Consider the following 18,437-nt stretch of genomic DNA (forward strand, 5'->3'; position numbering starts at 1 on the left):
TTAAGTTCAGAGAACTTATCAAAAACTCACTTCTCAGGCAATCCATGTCCAGAAGAGGAAATTGCTGGGATAATGCTCCACAAGAGAGCTTCTTCGGACATATGAAGGATGAACTTGACCCTTATATAAAGGCCTGGGAGGCATTTGATGATGTCCAGTACAGAATAAATGACTGGATCAATTATTATAATAACGATAGGTATCAGGTGCAGTTGCAAGGAATGGCACCAAATGAATACTATCACTATAAAGTAACCAATCAACTACCATCAGCATTGACAATGAAATACAGCCCAAAATAATTGCGTGTGTCCTTGACATGGGGTTCACTTTACATGAGGCACTACTGTCCTAGAGCAAAATCTTCATATATACCGTAAGGACAGGCTGATGGGCGCTTGAGCGACTACTGTCCTAGATTAAAAATCTTCAACAAGCAGTAATGAATTCGATATACAGTGTCCCATGCTTGATTTTCTCATGTCCCGAAGGCTATAACCTACCGTTCTGCCACAAATTTCAGCCTGGAATAACTCCTTGTGCTTGCTTTTCTCATGTCCCGGAGTCGATATCCTACCTTTCTGCCACAGAATCTACCTTGCCACAATCCCCTTTTAGCCAGCCCCGCTTAGTGACCGTTATGTTCAAAAGGATACCGGAGTCAAGGGACAGTACGCTGGGCGCTGCATTTCAAGCGCCCGGGCAGCCCTTGGCTCCGGTATCCTTATGAACTACAATTTCTTCCAGCGGGGCTGATTGAAGGATTATGCAATAAACCTCATTTAACAGCGCACGGGGCTGAAAAAGCAAAAAAATAAATCCCCCCAGCTGCATCATGCAGCCAAGAGGACTTATAGCAAATTAATGAATCAATTATTTGAGCTGTCGGAAGCACCTGTATCTGATGAGAAGATATCAGCCATGGCTTCCTGAGCACTCTTAATGTCTGTCTTACTAAGTGTATAATCCTGAAGAATGTTGGTATCGAAGGTAACAAGATTGTCTTCCTTGGCTGTTACGCAGGCATATTCTGTGTAGCCTGAATCCTTGTCACCGATCAGGATATATACTTCTTCACCCTTCCTGATATCCATGGTAACTTCCACAACAGCTCTGGATGTCAGAATGGCCTTCTTTGAAAATGTTATTTTATAGCTATCGGGATAAAAATCATCCTGAATCTTTGTCACTGTTCCACCGGAGATAACAGCGCCGTTATCTGTGGTTACAATAAGCTTCTGCGATAATCTCTTATCGCCCAAAACATCACCGGCCTCATTATCCAGATCAATGCCTGCCAGTCCGAGAAGCGCTTCTGTAACTGCGTTATAGGAATCTCCGTCGTTATTTGTGCTGGTCTGTTTATCAGCATAAACTGCAAAACCTGCAAAAGATATGCATCCGATAAGGAACATGACAAGGACTGCAATAGCCGCTTTCCTCGTCCTATTCATAAGACTCTCTCCATTACTTAAACGTTCTAGTCTCAAAAACTTTTATAAGTTTATCACAATTTGGACACAATTAGCAATGGCTTTTATAAAAATAGTTTATAGATTTTTTATATTTGTTATCGTCTCCATGTTTTCGGTTTCATGATTATGAAGAACGGGAGCAGTTCCAGTCGTCCCGCCAACATATCAAACATTAGCACGATTTTGGCGAAATATGAGAACTCAGAATAGTTACCCATAGGTCCAATCATACCAAGTCCGGGACCAATGTTATTCAGTGTAGCAATTACCGATGTAACAGTTGTCTGGTAGTCAAAGTTATCAAGTGAAACGAGGAAAATCGAAACCACCAAAGTGATAACATACAGACCCAAATAAGCTGATACAGATTTAACTGTGGTTCCTTCAACAGCATGGCCGTCCATGAACACCCTCTTTACTGCCTTGGGGTGTACCAGGAAATTCAGCTCGTTTCTGGCATTTCTGATAACGATAAGAGCTCTTGAGAACTTAAATCCACCTCCGGTAGATCCTGCGCAGGCACCTACGAGAGCAAGTCCCATCAAAAGAACTCTTGAAAACTCCGGCCATTTATCAAAGTCCAAAGTTCCGAATCCTGTAGTAGTCATGATTGATGTAACTGCAAACAGTGCGTGGTGGAAACACATTCCTGCTGAATCCAAAACTCCTGCCCTGTAGATATTAATGGCTATAAGACATGCTGCCACAGCCATGGTTCCGAAGTAGTACTTGACCTCATCTATGGCAAAAGCCTCCTTAGGCTTTCTGTTGATGAGGAAATAATAAACGGTAAAGTTAACTCCGCAAAGAGCCATGAACAAGATGATCACAGCCTGCGAAACCGTTGAATATCCACCGATTCCTGCATTTGTTACAGCAAATCCTCCGGTACCTACTGTAGAGAAGGTGATGGTTGCTGCCTCATAAAGTGATAAGCCTGAAATCTTTAAACTGATGATCTCCAATACAGTGATTCCAAAGTAAATAAGATATAGGATCTTAGCAGTATCCTTTACCTTGGGAACAATCTTACCTACAACAGGTCCCGGGCTCTCTGCCCTCATAAGGTGCATGCTGTAGCCGTCCGCCATGGGAACAACTGCAAGAAGGAAGACCAAAACACCCATTCCACCGATCCAGTGAGTAAAGGTTCTCCAGAACTGAACGCTCTTCTCAATCTGCTCAACGGATGTAAGGATACTGCCTCCGGTTGTGGTAAAACCTGATACGGTCTCAAAGCAGGCATCAATATAATTGGGAATTGTTCCTGTTACAACAAATGGGATTGCACCGAGCATACTCACTACTATCCAGGCAAGGGCAGTGATGGTAAAGCCCTCCTTGGCATAGATAACAGTATTTGCCGGCTTTTTGAACGATCCTAAATATCCAATGAGAATGCTGATAAGTATCAGCACAAAAAACGCCTCTGCGCTGTCATATTCCTTATAAATCAGCGCCACCAAAAAAGGCAGTACCAAAAGAGCTCCAAAGACTCTGAACAATCTAAAGAGCACAAATCTGATCATCGAGTAATTCATGTCAATTCTCCAATATGTCGCTTATATCTTTTAATCCTGCCAGTGTGGTTACAACGATGACAGAATCTCTGTCTCTTATAACGCTGTCACCGGAAGGTGAAATGATCTCGCCGTAATGGTTGATGCATGCGATAAGAACGCCCTTCTTGATCTTCATCTGTGAAAGTGGCTTGCCTATAACAGGGCTTCCGTTTCTTACGATGAACTCAAGGGCCTCAACCTTGTCGTCATTGAGCTTGTAAAGAGTCTCAATGTTGCTGTCCTTGGATGCTGACATACCACGAACAAACTGAACAATCCTGTCAGCTGTGATGTTCTTGGGATAAATGATACTTCCAATATTAAGAGAACCGATGATTTCACCGTAGGTAACCCTGTGAACCTTGGTAATGAGCTTGGCCTTGGGGTTGATGCTCTTTACATACATAGAGAGCATGATGTTCTCCTCATCCAGGTTTGTGAGGGATACGAATGAATCAGTTCTTGTTACACCTTCCTCAAGAAGCATATCCTTGTCGGTTCCGTCTCCGTTTATGATAAGTGCCTGAGGCAAAATGTCCGTGAGCTCCTTGCATCTTACAGGGTCCTTATCAAAGATGGTAACCTTAATACCGAGGGCAATGAGCTGCATAGCAAGGTAATAGGCAGTCTCACCTCCGCCGATGATGATGGTTGAATGTACCTTGGCTGAAGGAAGACCCAGCTTTTTAAAGAAGCTTACGGTATTCTTGCTGGATCCGAAGATTGTGATCTCATCCCCTGCTCTTAAGATAAAGTTACCATCCGGGATGTGAACTTCGCCGCCTCTTGTAACAACAGCAATGATTACCTGTTTCTTAAGATCTGATGGTATATCTTTAAGCGCAAGATCACAGAGCCTTGAGTTCTCGTCGATCACAAGGCGCACAAGCTCTGCCCTTCCTCTGGCAAAGGTCTCGATTTTAGTTGCTGATGGAAGTTTAAGGAGTCTGCCTGCCTCAGAAGCTGCTGCTTCCTCAGGGTTGATGACCATGGAAAGTCCAAGCTCCTCCTTGATGAAATTGATCTCGTTGTTATAGACGGGATTGCGGACTCTGGCAATAGTATGACAGTTACCGGCTTTCTTGGCAATAAGACAGCAAAGAAGATTCAGCTCATCTGAATCTGTAACTGCGATCATAAGGTCGGCTGTCTCAATGCCTGCATCCTTCATTATAGAATAACTGGCGCCATTTCCTACGATACCCATGACGTCCAGGTTGTTTACTACCGCCTGTACAACACTGCTCTTTTCCTCGATGACAGTGATGTTGTGGCCTTCCTTGCTAAGCTGCTGTGTAAGTGTAAGTCCTACATTTCCGCAGCCCACAATTATAATCTGCATAACATGCCTCCGCTGATAAACATAATAATACGAATATCATTATAGGCTCAATCAGTGTTTTCTTCAACTTCAGAAGCTTCTCTCTCGTAATCCCTTGCCTGCTCCTCATTACCAAGCTCGTGGTAGCACCTCGCAAGCGCAAGACGTGGAAGGCTTCCGCTCTTTTTTATATCAAGAATACTGCTGCATTCATAGGCTGCATTGTAGTACCATACTATGGCTTCGTCGATATCTTTTTTGCCAAAATAGTAGTCCCCGAGCTCGTAGCACATCTCGCTGCTCATCTCGGTGATCGCATCCTTCAATGTGTACTTAAGAAGCGCTGCCGGGTCATCTTCAATAACAGCGATGTGGGCAAGGACACAGCTGGCTTCCTTGATCTCATCAACTCCCCTTGTGGTATCCAGTGCGGACGCGACAAAAAACTCTTTTGCCTTAAGGAAATCTTCGTCGGTTCCGGCCATAAAGAGCTCCCTAGCATACATTCCGTGAAGTCTCTTGGACAGGCGCCTTCCGCCTGCGATGGTGCGCCTGAAGGTCTCGAGGTCGCGCCCTGCGTGGTTCTCCTTGGGGCTATGGATGATCTCGATCTCACTGTTGCAGATAACAGGATCAAGGATCACCTGCTCATGGATCGGATCTTCCCAAACAAAGTGCCTTACTCTCTTAAATAGCTTAGGGCGAAGTTCTCTGTCAAAGTTGTAAACCGTGCGGTACTGAAGCTGATTGCAGTAGTACATCTGCACGATATCTATATCAAGCTCGGAGAGGTCAGCCTTTAATTCCATAAAGCGCTTCCTGTTGTCCTCATCCAGCTCCTCATCTGCGTCTGCAGAGTATATATAGTCACAGTTTGCCTGGGAAAAAGCGAAGTTCCTGGCATCGCTAAAGTCTCCGGTCCAGGTAAAGTCAAGCACCTTAGCGCCGCACTCTTTTGCAATTTCCTTAGTCCTGTCGGTGGAACCCGTGTCCACCACGATCATCTCATCAACAATGCCCTCCAGACTCTTAAGGCACCTTTCGAGACAACTCTCCTCGTTTTTGACTATCATGCAAAGACTGATCGTAACCATATACACCCTCCTGTCTGGCTAACAACCTATACCCGCTACATTAATCATACCATGAACTTACTATGTTTTGTGCACTTTAGTTGTGCTAGAATAATCATATGCTTACTAGGAAAAAGACATTTCAAATAAATAAAATATTTACCTCTATTGCGACAGGTCTTTTGCTGTGCGTCATGCTTACCTGTTGTGCAAAAGAGCCTTCTGCTCCCGAAAAAGCTGCTCCCTATGACGGAAAAGAGTATCTTCAGGAGTCAGAGCTGACAGCTGCCGGCGAAGATCCTGACAGTGCCTTTGCTTCATACACCGTCGTTAATAACTATGACACAGCCCTGAGTGTTCCGACCTATGTAACCAAAGCTGACGATCTGTGGTTTATCGTTGACTGCTATCACAACAGGATCATCTACACCAAGGAACTTGGAATCCCCTTAAATGAATGGCAGATCATGTGTGATCAGGCAACCCAGCCCCATACCATGGCCAGCGACGGGATCGTCTATATGGTTGAGGATACCGAGAATAACAGGGTCCTGGTCTTTGAGAAAAGAGATAACAAATTCATCAACACTCAATGCTTATATGAAATCGGCAACAGGCCTCACTTTACCGTATATGACGAGATTTCTGACACTTTCTATGTATGGAGTTCTAGCACAGGCGAGCTCTATTGTTTCAGGCATAAGCCGGAAGATACCAGGATGTATCTGACCGAAATCAGAAAGATCGATCAGCTCTCCGGGCTCTACGTCAGGTCTTTTACCATCGTCGGAGACGACATTTACTTCGTATCGGGAGTATCAGCTACAGGTGCTTCGCCACAGATACTTCAGTGCGACCTTAAAACCCTAAATATAAAAAAGAGCTATCCGGTCCCGGACGAGCTTGCCGGAATGGTACAGATAACTCCCATTGACGATATGTTCTACATCACAGTATCCACGGATATAAAGGGCAACCAGGATTATGCAACGCTGATCCGCACCTCTTCCCTTGATAAGCTCTCAAAAGGGGATTATGAGGACATTTACGCAAAGTATTTTGTAGGCGGCGGAACGCCTTATAACATCTCAAAAGTGGATGACACTTACTTTTTAACAGAGCACAGGCTCCAGGGTCATTCCATCTGGAGTTTCAAGGTAAATGGCGGCGAAATAACCGATGTTACTGCGCTCTACTAAATAGCACTCATCACATGACAACGACTTTGTTCTTTCCGGTATTCTTGGCCTTGTAAAGAGCATTGTCCACGTTCTGAAGAGTCTTTGAATAATCACCTGTATAGCATGACACACCTACCGAAATTGTAAATGGTACCGGTGTGTCTTTTGCATTCGCAATGTCCTGCCTGAACTGCTCCATGCGCGCACAGGCATTGTTGACGTCACAGTTTCGTAAGATGACCACGAATTCCTCGCCGCCGTAGCGGATTACATAATCGTTGCCGTGGGTCTCCTTGGAAAGCTTCTGTCCCATGTATAAAAGAGTCAGGTCGCCGGTGTAGTGGCCGTTCTCATCGTTGATCTTCTTAAAGTCATCAATATCTATAAGAGCTACAGCTATATGCTCTCCCGGCATAACGTCTTTGATCGTATTCTCGGAAATGATCTTCTCCAAAAGATGTCTGTTATAAACCTGAGTCAGGGGATCGGTAACCATGGCGAGTTCGAGCTTCTGGGTCACTCTGTAATGGTCAAGATAGTAAGCGGTCATTACGTAATGAACGAACATGATTCCGATGATGATAGGGATCTCAAGCGCCATGATAAGGCTATAGTTTGTATAGTGATTGAAAGTGTTGGTGATCACAATCTCTATGATAAATATGATGCCATTGATTATGGTATCACGCGTGGTCGCAGCAAATCCCACCACAAGCCAGATCAGGTTGACTATGATGATTCCTTCAATGGAATTACTTCTGTCCACGAGATTATACGCCGTCCAGCTGGCTGCGATGACCATACCATGGCCAAGGAAAAAGTCCATGATAACTGTTATTCGGTGATTGTTTGGAAAGTAATGTGTAACAAGAAAGAATATTGCAACATAGATAAGGATCGATAGTCTGGGAATCAGCGTAGGAAGCACTGATCCGTTAATCATATAATCAGAATAGATAAAGAAAATAGTCGTAACCGCAGACACAACAAGGCCAAGCTCTACTATGCCCTGATAGTAGTCACACTTGGACTGATAGAAGTCGGCCTTCTCCTCACGACTCATTGACCTTAAGTCGTTTACAAGGCTCATTATCGTTTTGGCGGCTTTAATTGTTCTCATAATTGATACTCCTTAAATGTAATTGTATCAAAAAATAAATCATAGGTGAATAAAAAGGTAATAAAAAATGCAGCCCTTACGGACTGCATTTTGTCTAAATCGATTAAGCCTCTTCTGTCTCTCCAACAGGCTTACCACCTGTTGCAAGCCACTTAAGATATGCATTTATAAACTGATCAAGGTCTCCGTCAAGTACGCCGTCGGCATTGGATGCCTTGTAGCCTGTACGTGTATCGTTAACCATGGTGTATGGCTGAAGTACGTAAGATCTGATCTGGCTGCCCCAGGCATTATCCATGACATCACCACGGATTCCGGCGAGCTTGGCTGCCTGTTCTTCCTGTTTCATGACAAAGAGCTTGGCCTTGAGCATCTGCATAGCCTTGTCCTTGTTCTGGAACTGTGAACGCTCATTCTGGCAGGCAACTACAACACCTGTAGGGATATGTGTGATACGTACGGCAGATGATGTCTTGTTGATGTGCTGTCCGCCGGCACCACTTGATCTGTATGTATCGATACGAAGATCATCAGGATTGATGTCGATATCAAGGTCTTCTTCGATATCAGGCATTACATCGCAGGATACGAAGGAAGTCTGTCTCTTAGCCTGTGCGTTGAAAGGACTGATACGAACAAGTCTGTGAACACCGTGCTCTGACTTAAGAAGTCCGTAAGCATTGGTTCCTGAAATCTGGAAAGTAACTGACTTGATTCCTGCCTCGTCTCCGTCAAGAAGGTCGAGAGTCTCGATGGTAAAGCCCTTTCTCTCTGCCCATCTTGTATACATACGATAGAGCATGCTCGCCCAGTCACAGGCCTCTGTTCCGCCTGCTCCGGCGTTGAGACGCAGGATTACGTCATATTTATCATAAGGTCCGTTGAGAAGGTTGCTGATACGGATGTCCTCAAGAGTCTTCTCAAAGTCATCAAGCTCAGCTCTTATCTCTGCAGCCATGTCCTCATCATCGACACCCTCGGCGTTCTGCATATCGATAAGATCGATGATATCGCCGTACTGTGTGTTGAGGTGCTCAATGTTTTCAACAAGATCCTGCATGTTCTTGAGGTCCTTGGTCTTCTTGTTGGCCTTCTCTGCGTTGTCCCAGAAGCCCGGCTCCTCCATCTCACGGGAAAGCTCCTCGATGATCTTTTTCTTGGTATCAAGGTCCAGTGAAGCCGTTACTTCTTTTAATGTATCCTGAAGGTTCTGGATCTCAACCTTCATCTGATCTAAAACTACCATAAAAATTACTCTCTCCTATAAATTAACTACTAAGCGCCGGCGCTCAGGCCCTTCCGTGACAGTTCTTGTACTTCTTGCCACTTCCGCATGGGCATGGATCGTTGGGATAAATCTTGGCTTCAGCTCTCTTGATAGGAGCCTTGGGCGCAGAATCATCCTTGTTGGTACCGGTAACCTTGGCTACCTGCTCACGCTCTACTCTCTCTTCAATGTGGACATGGAACAGAAGTCTTACTGTATCCTCCTCAATGTTCCTTGTCATGTCGTCGAACATCTCATAACCTGCAAGCTTGTACTCAAGCTTAGGGTCTCTCTGGGCATATGACTGAAGTCCGATACCCTGACGGAGCTGATCCATGTCATCGATGTGGTCCATCCACTTTCTGTCGATGACCTTAAGAAGGATGACACGCTCGATCTCACGGATGGTCTCGGGCTCAGGGAACTCTGCTTCCTTGGACTCGTAAAGCTTAACTGCTTCTTCCTTGAGCTGCTGCAAAAGACCTGCCTTGGTGAGATTATCAATTCTTCCTCTGGTGATCTTCTTAAGAGGAACAGTAGGAAGAAGAAGTTCATTGAGCTCTGCGATGTTCCAGTTATCGGGATCGTTCTCCTCACCCACAACTGTCTCAACTGAGGACTCAACAATATCTGTGATCATCTTGTAGATGGAATCACGCATGGATACTCCATCCAGAACCTTCTTACGCTCTGCATAGATGATCTCTCTCTGCTCGTTGTTGACCTGGTCATACTCAAGCAGGTTCTTACGGATTGCATAGTTGTTGGACTCGATCTTCTTCTGGGCTGATTCGATAGCCTTTGAAAGAGATGAGTGCTCAATCTCCTGTCCCTCAGGAATCTTCAGTGCATTGAACATTGAAATGAGTCTGTCTGAACCAAAGAGTCTCATGAGGTTATCTTCAAGTGAAAGGTAGAACTTGGACTCACCGGGATCTCCCTGACGACCGGAACGACCACGCAGCTGATTGTCGATACGTCTACTCTCGTGTCTCTCTGTACCGATGATCTTAAGTCCACCAGCTGCCCTTGCTTCGTCATCAAGCTTGATATCAGTACCACGGCCGGCCATGTTGGTGGCTATGGTAACAGCGCCGTGCTTACCTGCATCTGCTACGATCTCAGCTTCCAGTTCATGGAACTTGGCATTTAAGACGTTGTGCTGGATGCCTCTTCTCTTGAGCATTCTTGAAAGCTCTTCGGAAGATTCAATGGTAATGGTACCAACCAGTACAGGCTGTCCTTTGGCATGAGATTCTGCTACTGCATCGCAGATTGCGTTAAGCTTTTCTTTCTTGGTTTTATAAACCGCATCCTGATGGTCAATTCTCTGAACAGGCTTGTTGGTAGGAATCTCGATAACGTCCATTCCGTAGATATCACGGAACTCCTGCTCCTCTGTGAGGGCAGTACCGGTCATTCCGCACTTCTTGTCAAACTTGTTAAAGAAGTTCTGGAAGGTGATGGTTGCAAGAGTCTTGGACTCTCTCTTAACCTTAACGTGCTCCTTGGCCTCGATAGCCTGGTGGAGGCCGTCTGAATAACGACGTCCGGGCATTACACGACCTGTGAACTCATCTACGATAAGTACCTCGTCGTCCTTAACAATGTAGTCGTGATCCTTGAACATAAGGTTATTGGCACGAAGAGCAAGGATAATGTTGTGCTGGATCTCAAGGTTCTCGGGATCAGCAAGGTTCTCTATGCGGAAGAATCTCTCAACCTTAGCAACGCCCTGCGCTGTAAGGTTTACGATCTTGTCTTTTTCATTGACGATGAAATCGCCTGTCTCTTCTCTCTCAACACCCATGATGGCATCCATCTTGGTGAGCTCTTCCATGTCCTCACCACGGGTCATCTGCTTGGCCAGAATGTCGCAGGCCTCGTAGAGCTTGGTAGACTTGTCGGACTGACCTGAAATAATAAGAGGAGTACGCGCTTCATCGATAAGGATTGAGTCTACCTCGTCGATGATACAGTAGTTAAGACCTCTCTGAACGCACTGTTCCTTATAGATGGCCATGTTGTCACGAAGATAGTCAAATCCGAGCTCGTTGTTGGTAATGTATGTGATGTCGCAGTTATAAGCTGCCTTTCTCTCCTCACTGGTCATGCTGTTAAGTACGCAGCCAACAGTAAGTCCTAAGAATCTGTGTACCTGACCCATCTGATCAGCATCACGCTTAGCAAGGTAGTCGTTTACTGTAACAACGTTAACGCCCTTACCTGTCAGAGCCTCAAGATATGAAGGAAGTGTAGCAACAAGGGTCTTACCTTCACCGGTTCTCATCTCGGCAATTCTGCCCTGGTGAAGAATGACTCCGCCTATGAGCTGAACCCTGAAGTGCTCCATACCAAGAACTCTCTTGCCGGCTTCACGCACAACCGCGTAAGCCTCGGGCAAGATGTCATCAAGAGTCTCGCCTTCTGAGAGTCTCTTTTTAAACTCGTCTGTCTTAGCACGAAGCTCCTCGTCTGAAAGAGCCTGCATGGTAGGTCTCAAGGCTTCGATAGAATCAATGATTGGGTTGATCCTGCGAAGCTCCCTCTGTGAATGTGTTCCAATGATCTTATCAAGAATACTCATATTTTATCTCCTAAAAAAGGGCATACTAATCCCTTTATAATAGACAAAGTCTAAAGGACATTGTAGCACAAAAAAGCGCTGTCGGCAAATGCCGGCAGCACTTCTGAAAATCTATCTGTGAGTCAAACTGAAACGTCCCCAGTGACTCATTAAATTAGTAGGTCTGAGCCTTCTCTTCGCCGTTAAGTACGCGGATAGCGCCCTGAGCCAGAGCCAGGAGCTCGTCCTCACCGGGATAAACGGTTACAGGAGCGATCCAGTCTACTCTGTCCTTGATGGCGTCGGTGATAACCTGGCCATAAGCGATTCCGCCTGTAAGGATGATCTGGTCAACCTTGCCCTTAAGAACTGTAGCGCATGCGCCGATGTTCTTGCAGATCTGATAGATGAAAGCGTCACGAACAAGGATTGCCTTCTCGTTGCCCTCTTCGCACATCTTGTTAACTTCTCTCATATCATTGGTTCCAAGATAAGCATTAAGTCCGCCGTAGCCGACGATCTTCTTCTTCATCTCATCATAGGTATATTTGCCTGAGAAGCACATATCTACAAGTGCCTTGGCAGGAATGCCGTTAGCTCTTTCAGGTGAGAATGCACCGTCTCCGTTGAGAGCTGCGTAAACGTCAATCATCTTACCGTTCTTGTGAACACCTGTTGATGTACCGCCACCCATGTGAACTACGATAACGCTGATCTCGTCATATTTCTTGCCGATCTCTTTAGCATATCTTCTGGCAACTGCCTTCTGGTTAAGAGGGTGATCGATTGATACACGCTCGATCTCAGGAACACCTGAAATTCTTGCAACTGGCTCCATCTCGTCAACTACTACAGGGTCAACGATGTATGAAGGAACACCGATCTCGTCACCGATCTCTCTTGCAAGGATTCCGCCAAGGTTAGATGCGTGCTGACCCTGAACGCCCTTTCTAAGGTCCTCTAAAAGTGCATCTGTGCACTCGTATGTACCGCCGGGAATGGGACGAAGAAGTCCGCCTCTTCCTACGATTACGTTAAAGCTCTTAATATCAATGCTCTCCTTCTTAAGGAAATCAAGAATGATATTCTTACGGAAGTCCTTCTGGTCAATGATTGATGCATAGGACTCGATCTCCTCTGTGCTGTGACGGAGAGTCTCTTCCTTAACGAGGGTCTCATCCTCAAAGATGCCGACCTTGGTTGATGTTGAACCGGGATTGATGATCAAACTCTTTATCATTATAAAACTCCCTTCTTCTTATCCTCAGCAACTACTGCTGCGAGTGCAATTGAATTAACCTTAACATCAACAGAATCAGATCTTGATGTAAGGATTACAGGTGCCTTTGTTCCTGTAAGGATGTTACCGTTCTTAACAGTTGCAAGTCTTACGATTGTCTTGTATGTAAGGTTTCCTGCGTGGATATCAGGGAAAAGAAGGATGTCCGCATCACCTACGATCTTACGGTCAAGAGCGCCTGCCTTATGCTTGGCTGCCTCAGGATCGATTGCAAGATCCATTGAAAGAGGTCCGTCAACGATGCAGTTCTTGATCTCACCCTCTTCGCACATTCTGGTGAGCTCAGCTGCCTCAACGGTTACAGGCATCTTGGGGTTAACAACTTCTACTGCAGCAAGAGGAGCTACCTTAGGGCACTCAACGCCACATGCTCTTGCTACTTCTACTGTATATTCAATGATGACCTTTTTATCCTCAAGTGTAGGATATGGCATGAAAGCAACGTCTGTAAGGAAAAGAAGACGGTCGATACCGGGAATCTCAAACACACATACATGTGAAAGAGGACGGCCTGTACGAAGACCCACTTCCTTATCAAGAACGCTCTTAAGGAAGTCCTTGGACTCGAGAGCACCCTTCATGTAGATGTCAGCCTTGCCATCATGAACCAGTGATACAGCACAACGTGCAGCCTCGATATCATCCTTAACATCGATGATCTCGTATCCGTCAAGGTTCATGCCAACTTCTGCTGCCTTCTCCTTAATCTTGTCAAGGTCACCTACAAGGATAGGCTCAACAATCCCTCTCTCCTTGGCTACCTTAACTGCCTCCAGGACATGAGTGTCCTGGGCTACAGCTACAGACATCTTCTTGGTATCAGCTGTCTTAAGCTTAGCTAAAATGTCATCAAAATTCTTACTCATTGCGGAATAACCTCCAAACTATTAAATTGAAAACGCCGACTGACAAAATTTTAACACTATCAATTAATAAATGCAACGAACTATTATTAAGTTTTAGAATCCTTCCATCCTGCGCTGGCGCCTGAGTTCACGTCTCTTCAAAGCGCCCTCCCACTCTGCCTTCTCGCTCTCGGTGCGCACATTAAGTCCGTAAGGAACCAGTACGGGAGTATCGTCCTCATCGATGCACACTTCGGTGAAGTATGCTCTGTTCATGATGTGTCTCATTCCGTTTCTGCGGTCCTCAACATAAGTATCAACTCTAACTTCCATGGAAGTCTTGCCGACGTAGGTGAGCTTACCGATGATAACGATGATGTCATCGAGCTTGGCTCCCTGCTTAAACTGCATGTTGTCGACAGCCGCTGTAGCAACGGGATTGCCTGAATGTCTTACTGCAACTACTCCTGCCACCTCATCTATCCAGGACATGAGCTGTCCTCCAAAGAGTCTGTTCTCGCTGTTGATGTCCGAGTACTTGACCACCTTGGTGCATTCAGTTATGGAATCCTCCACGTTCTTGTTGGCTATCTGGTGATCAACATGAAAAACCTTTCCCATAAGCATTCCTCCTAAGGATTTAATATATCAATTCTACCATATTTCAGAGCTGATTAGTCTTTTTGTCATAGTAATTTATGAGAGCCTTGGACACTGAAACATTGAGGGCGCTCGGGTGCTTCATCGTGAAATACAAGAGCTTGTTGGCCCTTTGTCCCACGCCTATCCTGGTGTTCTCGATTTTCTTTCTGATATCCGGGCGAAGGAAAATCTCTTTTACCAAAGAAACCGTATCCTTCCTGTCTGCGCGAAGTACATTTCTCATGACCACAAGCAGCATTACCACAAACTCCCTGTCCATCTGGGCATCGGCGTTAAGGACGTTCTTGTCCCAGAGGATGTTTCTGAAGGTTTTGTCGGTGAGCTCAAGATTCTTAAGCAGTCCCGGATTGTAGTCGTGGCTCATGGAATCCCACACCAGCCTGTAGTGGTAGAAGTAGGAGTCCTTCATGATGACCAGCCTCTTGCAGTCGCAGAAAACCGGCAGCATTATATTCACGTCCTCACCCATTATGATGGTCGGATCGCAGTATTTGATGTTGTCCAGAAGAAGCTTTCTCGATATGAGCTTCATGCACCTTGACATGGTTATGGGTCTTACCTCGTTGCCTAGGAGGTTCCTTTTGATCTCATCAAGAGAAGAGCCGGAATATACTCCCGGCGCAAGGCCCTGAGCCTCTTTTCTGCGTTCTCCCGCCTTCTCCACGATATAGTTGGCCGAGATCACCTCTTTTTCGGCAAAAGAGCTGTCGGTCTGTGCATACATCTTCTCGAGCATATCAGGATCGATCCAGTCATCGCTGTCAAGAAAAGCAATGTAGTCAGCTCTGGACTCAACAAGGCCTGCTATCCATGCGGACTGAAGGCCTCCGTTTTGTTTGTGAATGACCCTTACTCTGGTGTCGCGCTTACCGTAGGTATCGCACATGGCAGGACTTACGCCGTCGGTGGAGCCATCGTCCACCAGCATTACCTCGAAATCGCTGAAGGTCTGGGCAAGCACGGATTCCATGCACTTCTCCAGGTATTCAGCTGTGTTGTATACGGGAATTATTACGCTGATTTTTGCCATGATTCTTTCCGCCCTTTCTGGGTTTTTTATCACTGTTATTGTTGCTGCTCTGTGGCTTCTTAGCTACGCTGATTCCAAACTTTCCGATCTTCTCTCCCAGTGTAAAATACTCACCGTGAGAATAGGCGATGAGATCCGCTGCCCGAAGGTCAAATCTCTTTTTCTCATCCATGTACTTATTATCTACCGCAACACAGAGAACTTCAGCCACAAACATGTCGTGGCTTCCAAGCTCCAGTATCTGTTTGGTCCTGCACTCGATGTTGACAGGGCTCTCAAGGATTCCGGGTGCCTTGACCATCTGTGACTTCTGTGGCGTAAGACCCATCTCCTTAAACTTGTCATAGTCCCTGCCTGATCTTACTCCGCACCAGTCTGTGGCTTTCATGAGCTCACGATTTGTGAGGTTGACCACGAACTCTCCGGTCTCCTTTAGAATGTCGTAGGAGTAGCGCTCCTTGCGCACGGATATGGAGAGCATTGCCGGAGAACTGCAGACATTTCCCGCCCAGGCAACGGTTATGATGTTGGGCTTTTCTCCTTCACGGCCGCAGCTCACCATGACAGCCGGGATCGGATAGAGCATATTCCCGGGTTTCCAGATTTCTTTTCCTGTGTTATCACTCATTAGCTCAGTAATTCCTTTACATTTGATACTTATATAATAAAACATCTGCGACTTATTATAAATAGCCTTGCAATTTAGTGTGGTAGTGTGGTAAAGTAGTGAATATGCTTAAAAAACATCAATTAAATTTTTGAGGAGAGATCGTATGAAAAAGAAAATTTTTGCAACTTTACTTGTGACTGCCATGCTTTCACTGACAGCCTGCGGAGCAAAGGCTACAGAGAGCGACCTTGACTACATCAAGAACAAGGGTACACTCATCGTTGGTATCACAGATTTCGCTCCAATGGATTACAAGGACGAGAGTGGAAACTGGATCGGTTTTGATGCCGACCTTGCAAACAAGGTTGGTGAGTCACTTGGAGTAAATGTTGAATTTGTAGAGATCGACTGGGATAACAAGATCCTTGAGCTCAACAATAAATCAATCGACGTTGTATGGAACGGAATGACACTTACAGATGAAGTTAAGAACTCCATGGAATGCACCAAGCCATACCTCAACAACGCTCAGGTAGTGGTTGTTAAGGCAGACGTGGCAGGCCAGTACCAGGATGCAGAGTCAGCCAAGGCCCTTAGCTTTGCTGTAGAGGCAGGTTCAGCAGGAGAAGCTGCTGCCGAGGAGAACGGCTTTAACTACACTTCTCTCCAGTCACAGGCTGATGCGGTAATGGAAGTTGACGCAGGAACATCAGATGCCTGCATCATCGACCTTCTCATGGCAGGTGCCATGATCGGTGAAGGAACAAGCTATCCTGATCTTGCTCACACTGCAGAGCTTACAACCGAGGAGTACGGTATCGGCTGCCGTAAGGGATCTGACCTTGCTGCATACATCAACGATCAGCTTGATAAGTACTACAAAGACGGAACAACAACAGCCATCGCTACAACCTACGGCGTACAGGATGCTGTTATCGCACCATAATAAAGGAGCTTAAACTACTGATGTTTTGGACTGTTACTTTGTCTCTTTTGGAAGGCTTTTGGGGAACGCTAAAGCTCTTTTGCCTGACTCTCGTGTTCTCCCTGCCTCTGGGACTTGCTATATGCCTCTGCTCAATGAGCAAGGTCAAACTCATAAAACTCCCCATCAGGCTGATAATCTGGGTCATCAGAGGAACTCCGCTCATGCTGCAGCTCCTTGTTATCTATTACGGCCCCGGAATCTTTCTTGGGATCAACGTCTGGGGAACTGATAACAAAGGTCGCTTTCTTGCGGCGCTGATTGCTTTTGTCATCAACTATGCCTGCTACTTTTCCGAGATCTACAGGGGCGGAATACAGTCCATTCCTGTGGGTCAGAGAGAAGCCGGCAAGGTTCTTGGTATGAGCAGGAGCCAGATCTTCTTTAAGATCACCATGCTTCAGCTGATAAAGAGGATCGTTCCTCCCATCTCCAACGAGATCATCACTCTGGTAAAAGACACTTCGCTGGCCAGGGTTATCGCAGTATACGAGATCATCTGGAACGGTCAGTCATTCATAAAGAGCAGCGGAATTATCTGGCCTCTGTTCTACACCGGTGCCTTCTACCTGATCTTCAGCGGACTGTTATCGGTCCTCTTTGCCAGGATTGAAAAGAGACTGGATTATTTCAGATAAAAAGTTTTGCTTAGACTGGAAATATAAATATGCCTATCTTAGAAGTTAAGAATATAAAAAAGAATTTTGAAAACACAGAGGTTTTAAAGGATATCAGCTTTGACCTTGAAGAGGGACAGACTCTGTCCATCATCGGGTCCTCGGGAAGCGGTAAGACAACACTTCTTCGCTGCCTGAATTTCCTTGAGACTCCTGATGAGGGAACCATAACCGTACGTGGCAAGCTCCTTCTTGACGGGGCTAATCCCATAACAGACCAAAGGCAGCTGCGAGAGAACAGGAAACACTTTGGCCTTGTCTTTCAGCAGTTTAATCTGTTTCCTCAGTACACAGCTCTTGAAAATGTCACGCTTGCTCCCCTTCTTCACTCGGATCCTTCAATGAAGGATGAGATCGTAGAAAAGGGAAAAGCTCTTTTGGCAGAAATGGGTCTCGCGGACAGGATGGGTAATTATCCTCATCAGCTCTCCGGTGGCCAGCAGCAGCGTGTGGCTATTGCAAGAGCACTTGCCATGGAGCCTGACATTCTGTGCTTTGACGAGCCGACCTCTGCCCTTGATCCCGAGCTTACAGGAGAAGTTCTCCGCGTTATCAGGGAACTGGCAAGTCGCCACACCACCATGATCATAGTCACTCACGAGATGGCTTTTGCCAGAGATGTGGCTGATATCGCAATCTTCATGGATGATGGTATAATCTTGGAAAAGGGTTCTGCAAAAGAGCTGATCAACAACCCTAAAGAGGAGCGAACCAAGCAGTTCCTATCAAGCCTAAGCAGCAGATAACCCGAATTCACTTGAG

General features: G+C 45.9%; 17 protein-coding genes. 5 read left to right on the forward strand and 12 right to left on the reverse strand.

The window, feature by feature from the left end:
• A partial coding sequence (locus tag G589_RS20160) for an IS3 family transposase (protein ID WP_035776244.1) occupies window positions 1-302 on the forward strand: 302 nt, incomplete at its 5' end.
• 567 nt (window positions 303-869) lie between these two features.
• Here the strand turns inward: G589_RS20160 and G589_RS0114900 are convergent.
• The 4 genes from G589_RS0114900 to G589_RS0114915 all read right to left on the reverse strand — a co-directional run bounded on the left by G589_RS0114900 (window position 870) and on the right by G589_RS0114915 (window position 5,452).
• Window positions 870-1,454: a hypothetical protein gene (locus G589_RS0114900; RefSeq protein ID WP_026522678.1), complete on the reverse strand. Its 585-nt coding sequence runs from the start codon at window positions 1,452-1,454 to the stop codon at window positions 870-872.
• 116 nt (window positions 1,455-1,570) lie between these two features.
• Window positions 1,571-3,016: a TrkH family potassium uptake protein gene (locus tag G589_RS0114905; protein WP_026522679.1), complete on the reverse strand. Its 1,446-nt coding sequence runs from the start codon at window positions 3,014-3,016 to the stop codon at window positions 1,571-1,573.
• A gap of 1 nt (window position 3,017) precedes the next feature.
• Entirely contained in the window at window positions 3,018-4,379 is a 1,362-nt protein-coding gene (trkA, locus tag G589_RS0114910) for a Trk system potassium transporter TrkA (protein ID WP_026522680.1), read from the reverse strand.
• A gap of 47 nt (window positions 4,380-4,426) precedes the next feature.
• Window positions 4,427-5,452, reverse strand: coding sequence for a tetratricopeptide repeat-containing glycosyltransferase family 2 protein (locus G589_RS0114915; protein ID WP_026522681.1), 1,026 nt, complete (start codon window positions 5,450-5,452; stop codon window positions 4,427-4,429).
• Between the two features lie 98 nt (window positions 5,453-5,550).
• On the opposite strand from G589_RS0114915, the gene G589_RS0114920 reads away from it, so the two are divergent.
• Complete coding sequence (locus G589_RS0114920) at window positions 5,551-6,630, forward strand: hypothetical protein (protein WP_051192423.1); 1,080 nt, start codon at window positions 5,551-5,553, stop codon at window positions 6,628-6,630.
• A gap of 10 nt (window positions 6,631-6,640) precedes the next feature.
• On the opposite strand, the gene G589_RS21360 is transcribed toward G589_RS0114920, so the two are convergent.
• From G589_RS21360 to G589_RS0114960, 8 genes are all read right to left on the reverse strand, one after another.
• Complete coding sequence (locus tag G589_RS21360) at window positions 6,641-7,732, reverse strand: GGDEF domain-containing protein (RefSeq protein ID WP_051192425.1); 1,092 nt, start codon at window positions 7,730-7,732, stop codon at window positions 6,641-6,643.
• A 103-nt stretch (window positions 7,733-7,835) separates the two neighbouring features.
• On the reverse strand, window positions 7,836-8,978 hold the full coding sequence (gene prfB / locus G589_RS0114930; RefSeq protein WP_022766830.1) for a peptide chain release factor 2: 1,143 nt from the start codon (window positions 8,976-8,978) through the stop codon (window positions 7,836-7,838).
• A 43-nt stretch (window positions 8,979-9,021) separates the two neighbouring features.
• Window positions 9,022-11,586: a preprotein translocase subunit SecA gene (gene secA / locus G589_RS0114935; protein ID WP_026522683.1), complete on the reverse strand. Its 2,565-nt coding sequence runs from the start codon at window positions 11,584-11,586 to the stop codon at window positions 9,022-9,024.
• A gap of 154 nt (window positions 11,587-11,740) precedes the next feature.
• On the reverse strand, window positions 11,741-12,805 hold the full coding sequence (gene buk / locus G589_RS0114940) for a butyrate kinase (protein ID WP_035776246.1): 1,065 nt from the start codon (window positions 12,803-12,805) through the stop codon (window positions 11,741-11,743).
• A complete protein-coding gene (gene ptb / locus G589_RS0114945; protein ID WP_026522685.1) occupies window positions 12,805-13,731 on the reverse strand; it encodes a phosphate butyryltransferase in 927 nt (308 codons plus the stop codon). The genes buk and ptb overlap by 1 nt, the downstream gene beginning before the upstream one ends.
• 93 nt (window positions 13,732-13,824) lie before the next feature.
• Entirely contained in the window at window positions 13,825-14,331 is a 507-nt protein-coding gene (locus G589_RS0114950) for an acyl-CoA thioesterase (protein WP_022770629.1), read from the reverse strand.
• A 43-nt stretch (window positions 14,332-14,374) separates the two neighbouring features.
• On the reverse strand, window positions 14,375-15,403 hold the full coding sequence (locus tag G589_RS21365) for a glycosyltransferase (protein WP_051192427.1): 1,029 nt from the start codon (window positions 15,401-15,403) through the stop codon (window positions 14,375-14,377).
• Complete coding sequence (locus G589_RS0114960) at window positions 15,360-16,031, reverse strand: flavin reductase family protein (RefSeq protein ID WP_035776249.1); 672 nt, start codon at window positions 16,029-16,031, stop codon at window positions 15,360-15,362. Before G589_RS0114960 ends, G589_RS21365 begins: the two co-directional genes overlap by 44 nt.
• 145 nt (window positions 16,032-16,176) lie before the next feature.
• On the opposite strand from G589_RS0114960, the gene G589_RS0114965 reads away from it, so the two are divergent.
• Genes G589_RS0114965 through G589_RS0114975 form a run of 3 tightly spaced genes read left to right on the forward strand, consistent with a single transcriptional unit; the run spans window position 16,177 to window position 18,421 of the window.
• On the forward strand, window positions 16,177-16,959 hold the full coding sequence (locus tag G589_RS0114965; protein WP_026522687.1) for a transporter substrate-binding domain-containing protein: 783 nt from the start codon (window positions 16,177-16,179) through the stop codon (window positions 16,957-16,959).
• 20 nt (window positions 16,960-16,979) lie between these two features.
• The gene (locus tag G589_RS0114970) at window positions 16,980-17,636 is read left to right on the forward strand and encodes an amino acid ABC transporter permease (RefSeq protein ID WP_026522688.1); all 657 of its coding nucleotides are present in this window, start codon (window positions 16,980-16,982) and stop codon (window positions 17,634-17,636) included.
• A 29-nt stretch (window positions 17,637-17,665) separates the two neighbouring features.
• Window positions 17,666-18,421: an amino acid ABC transporter ATP-binding protein gene (locus G589_RS0114975; protein WP_026522689.1), complete on the forward strand. Its 756-nt coding sequence runs from the start codon at window positions 17,666-17,668 to the stop codon at window positions 18,419-18,421.
• The last annotated feature ends 16 nt before the right edge of the window (window positions 18,422-18,437 follow it).

Source organism: Butyrivibrio sp. VCB2001 (assembly GCF_000423965.1).
GTDB lineage: Bacteria > Bacillota > Clostridia > Lachnospirales > Lachnospiraceae > Butyrivibrio.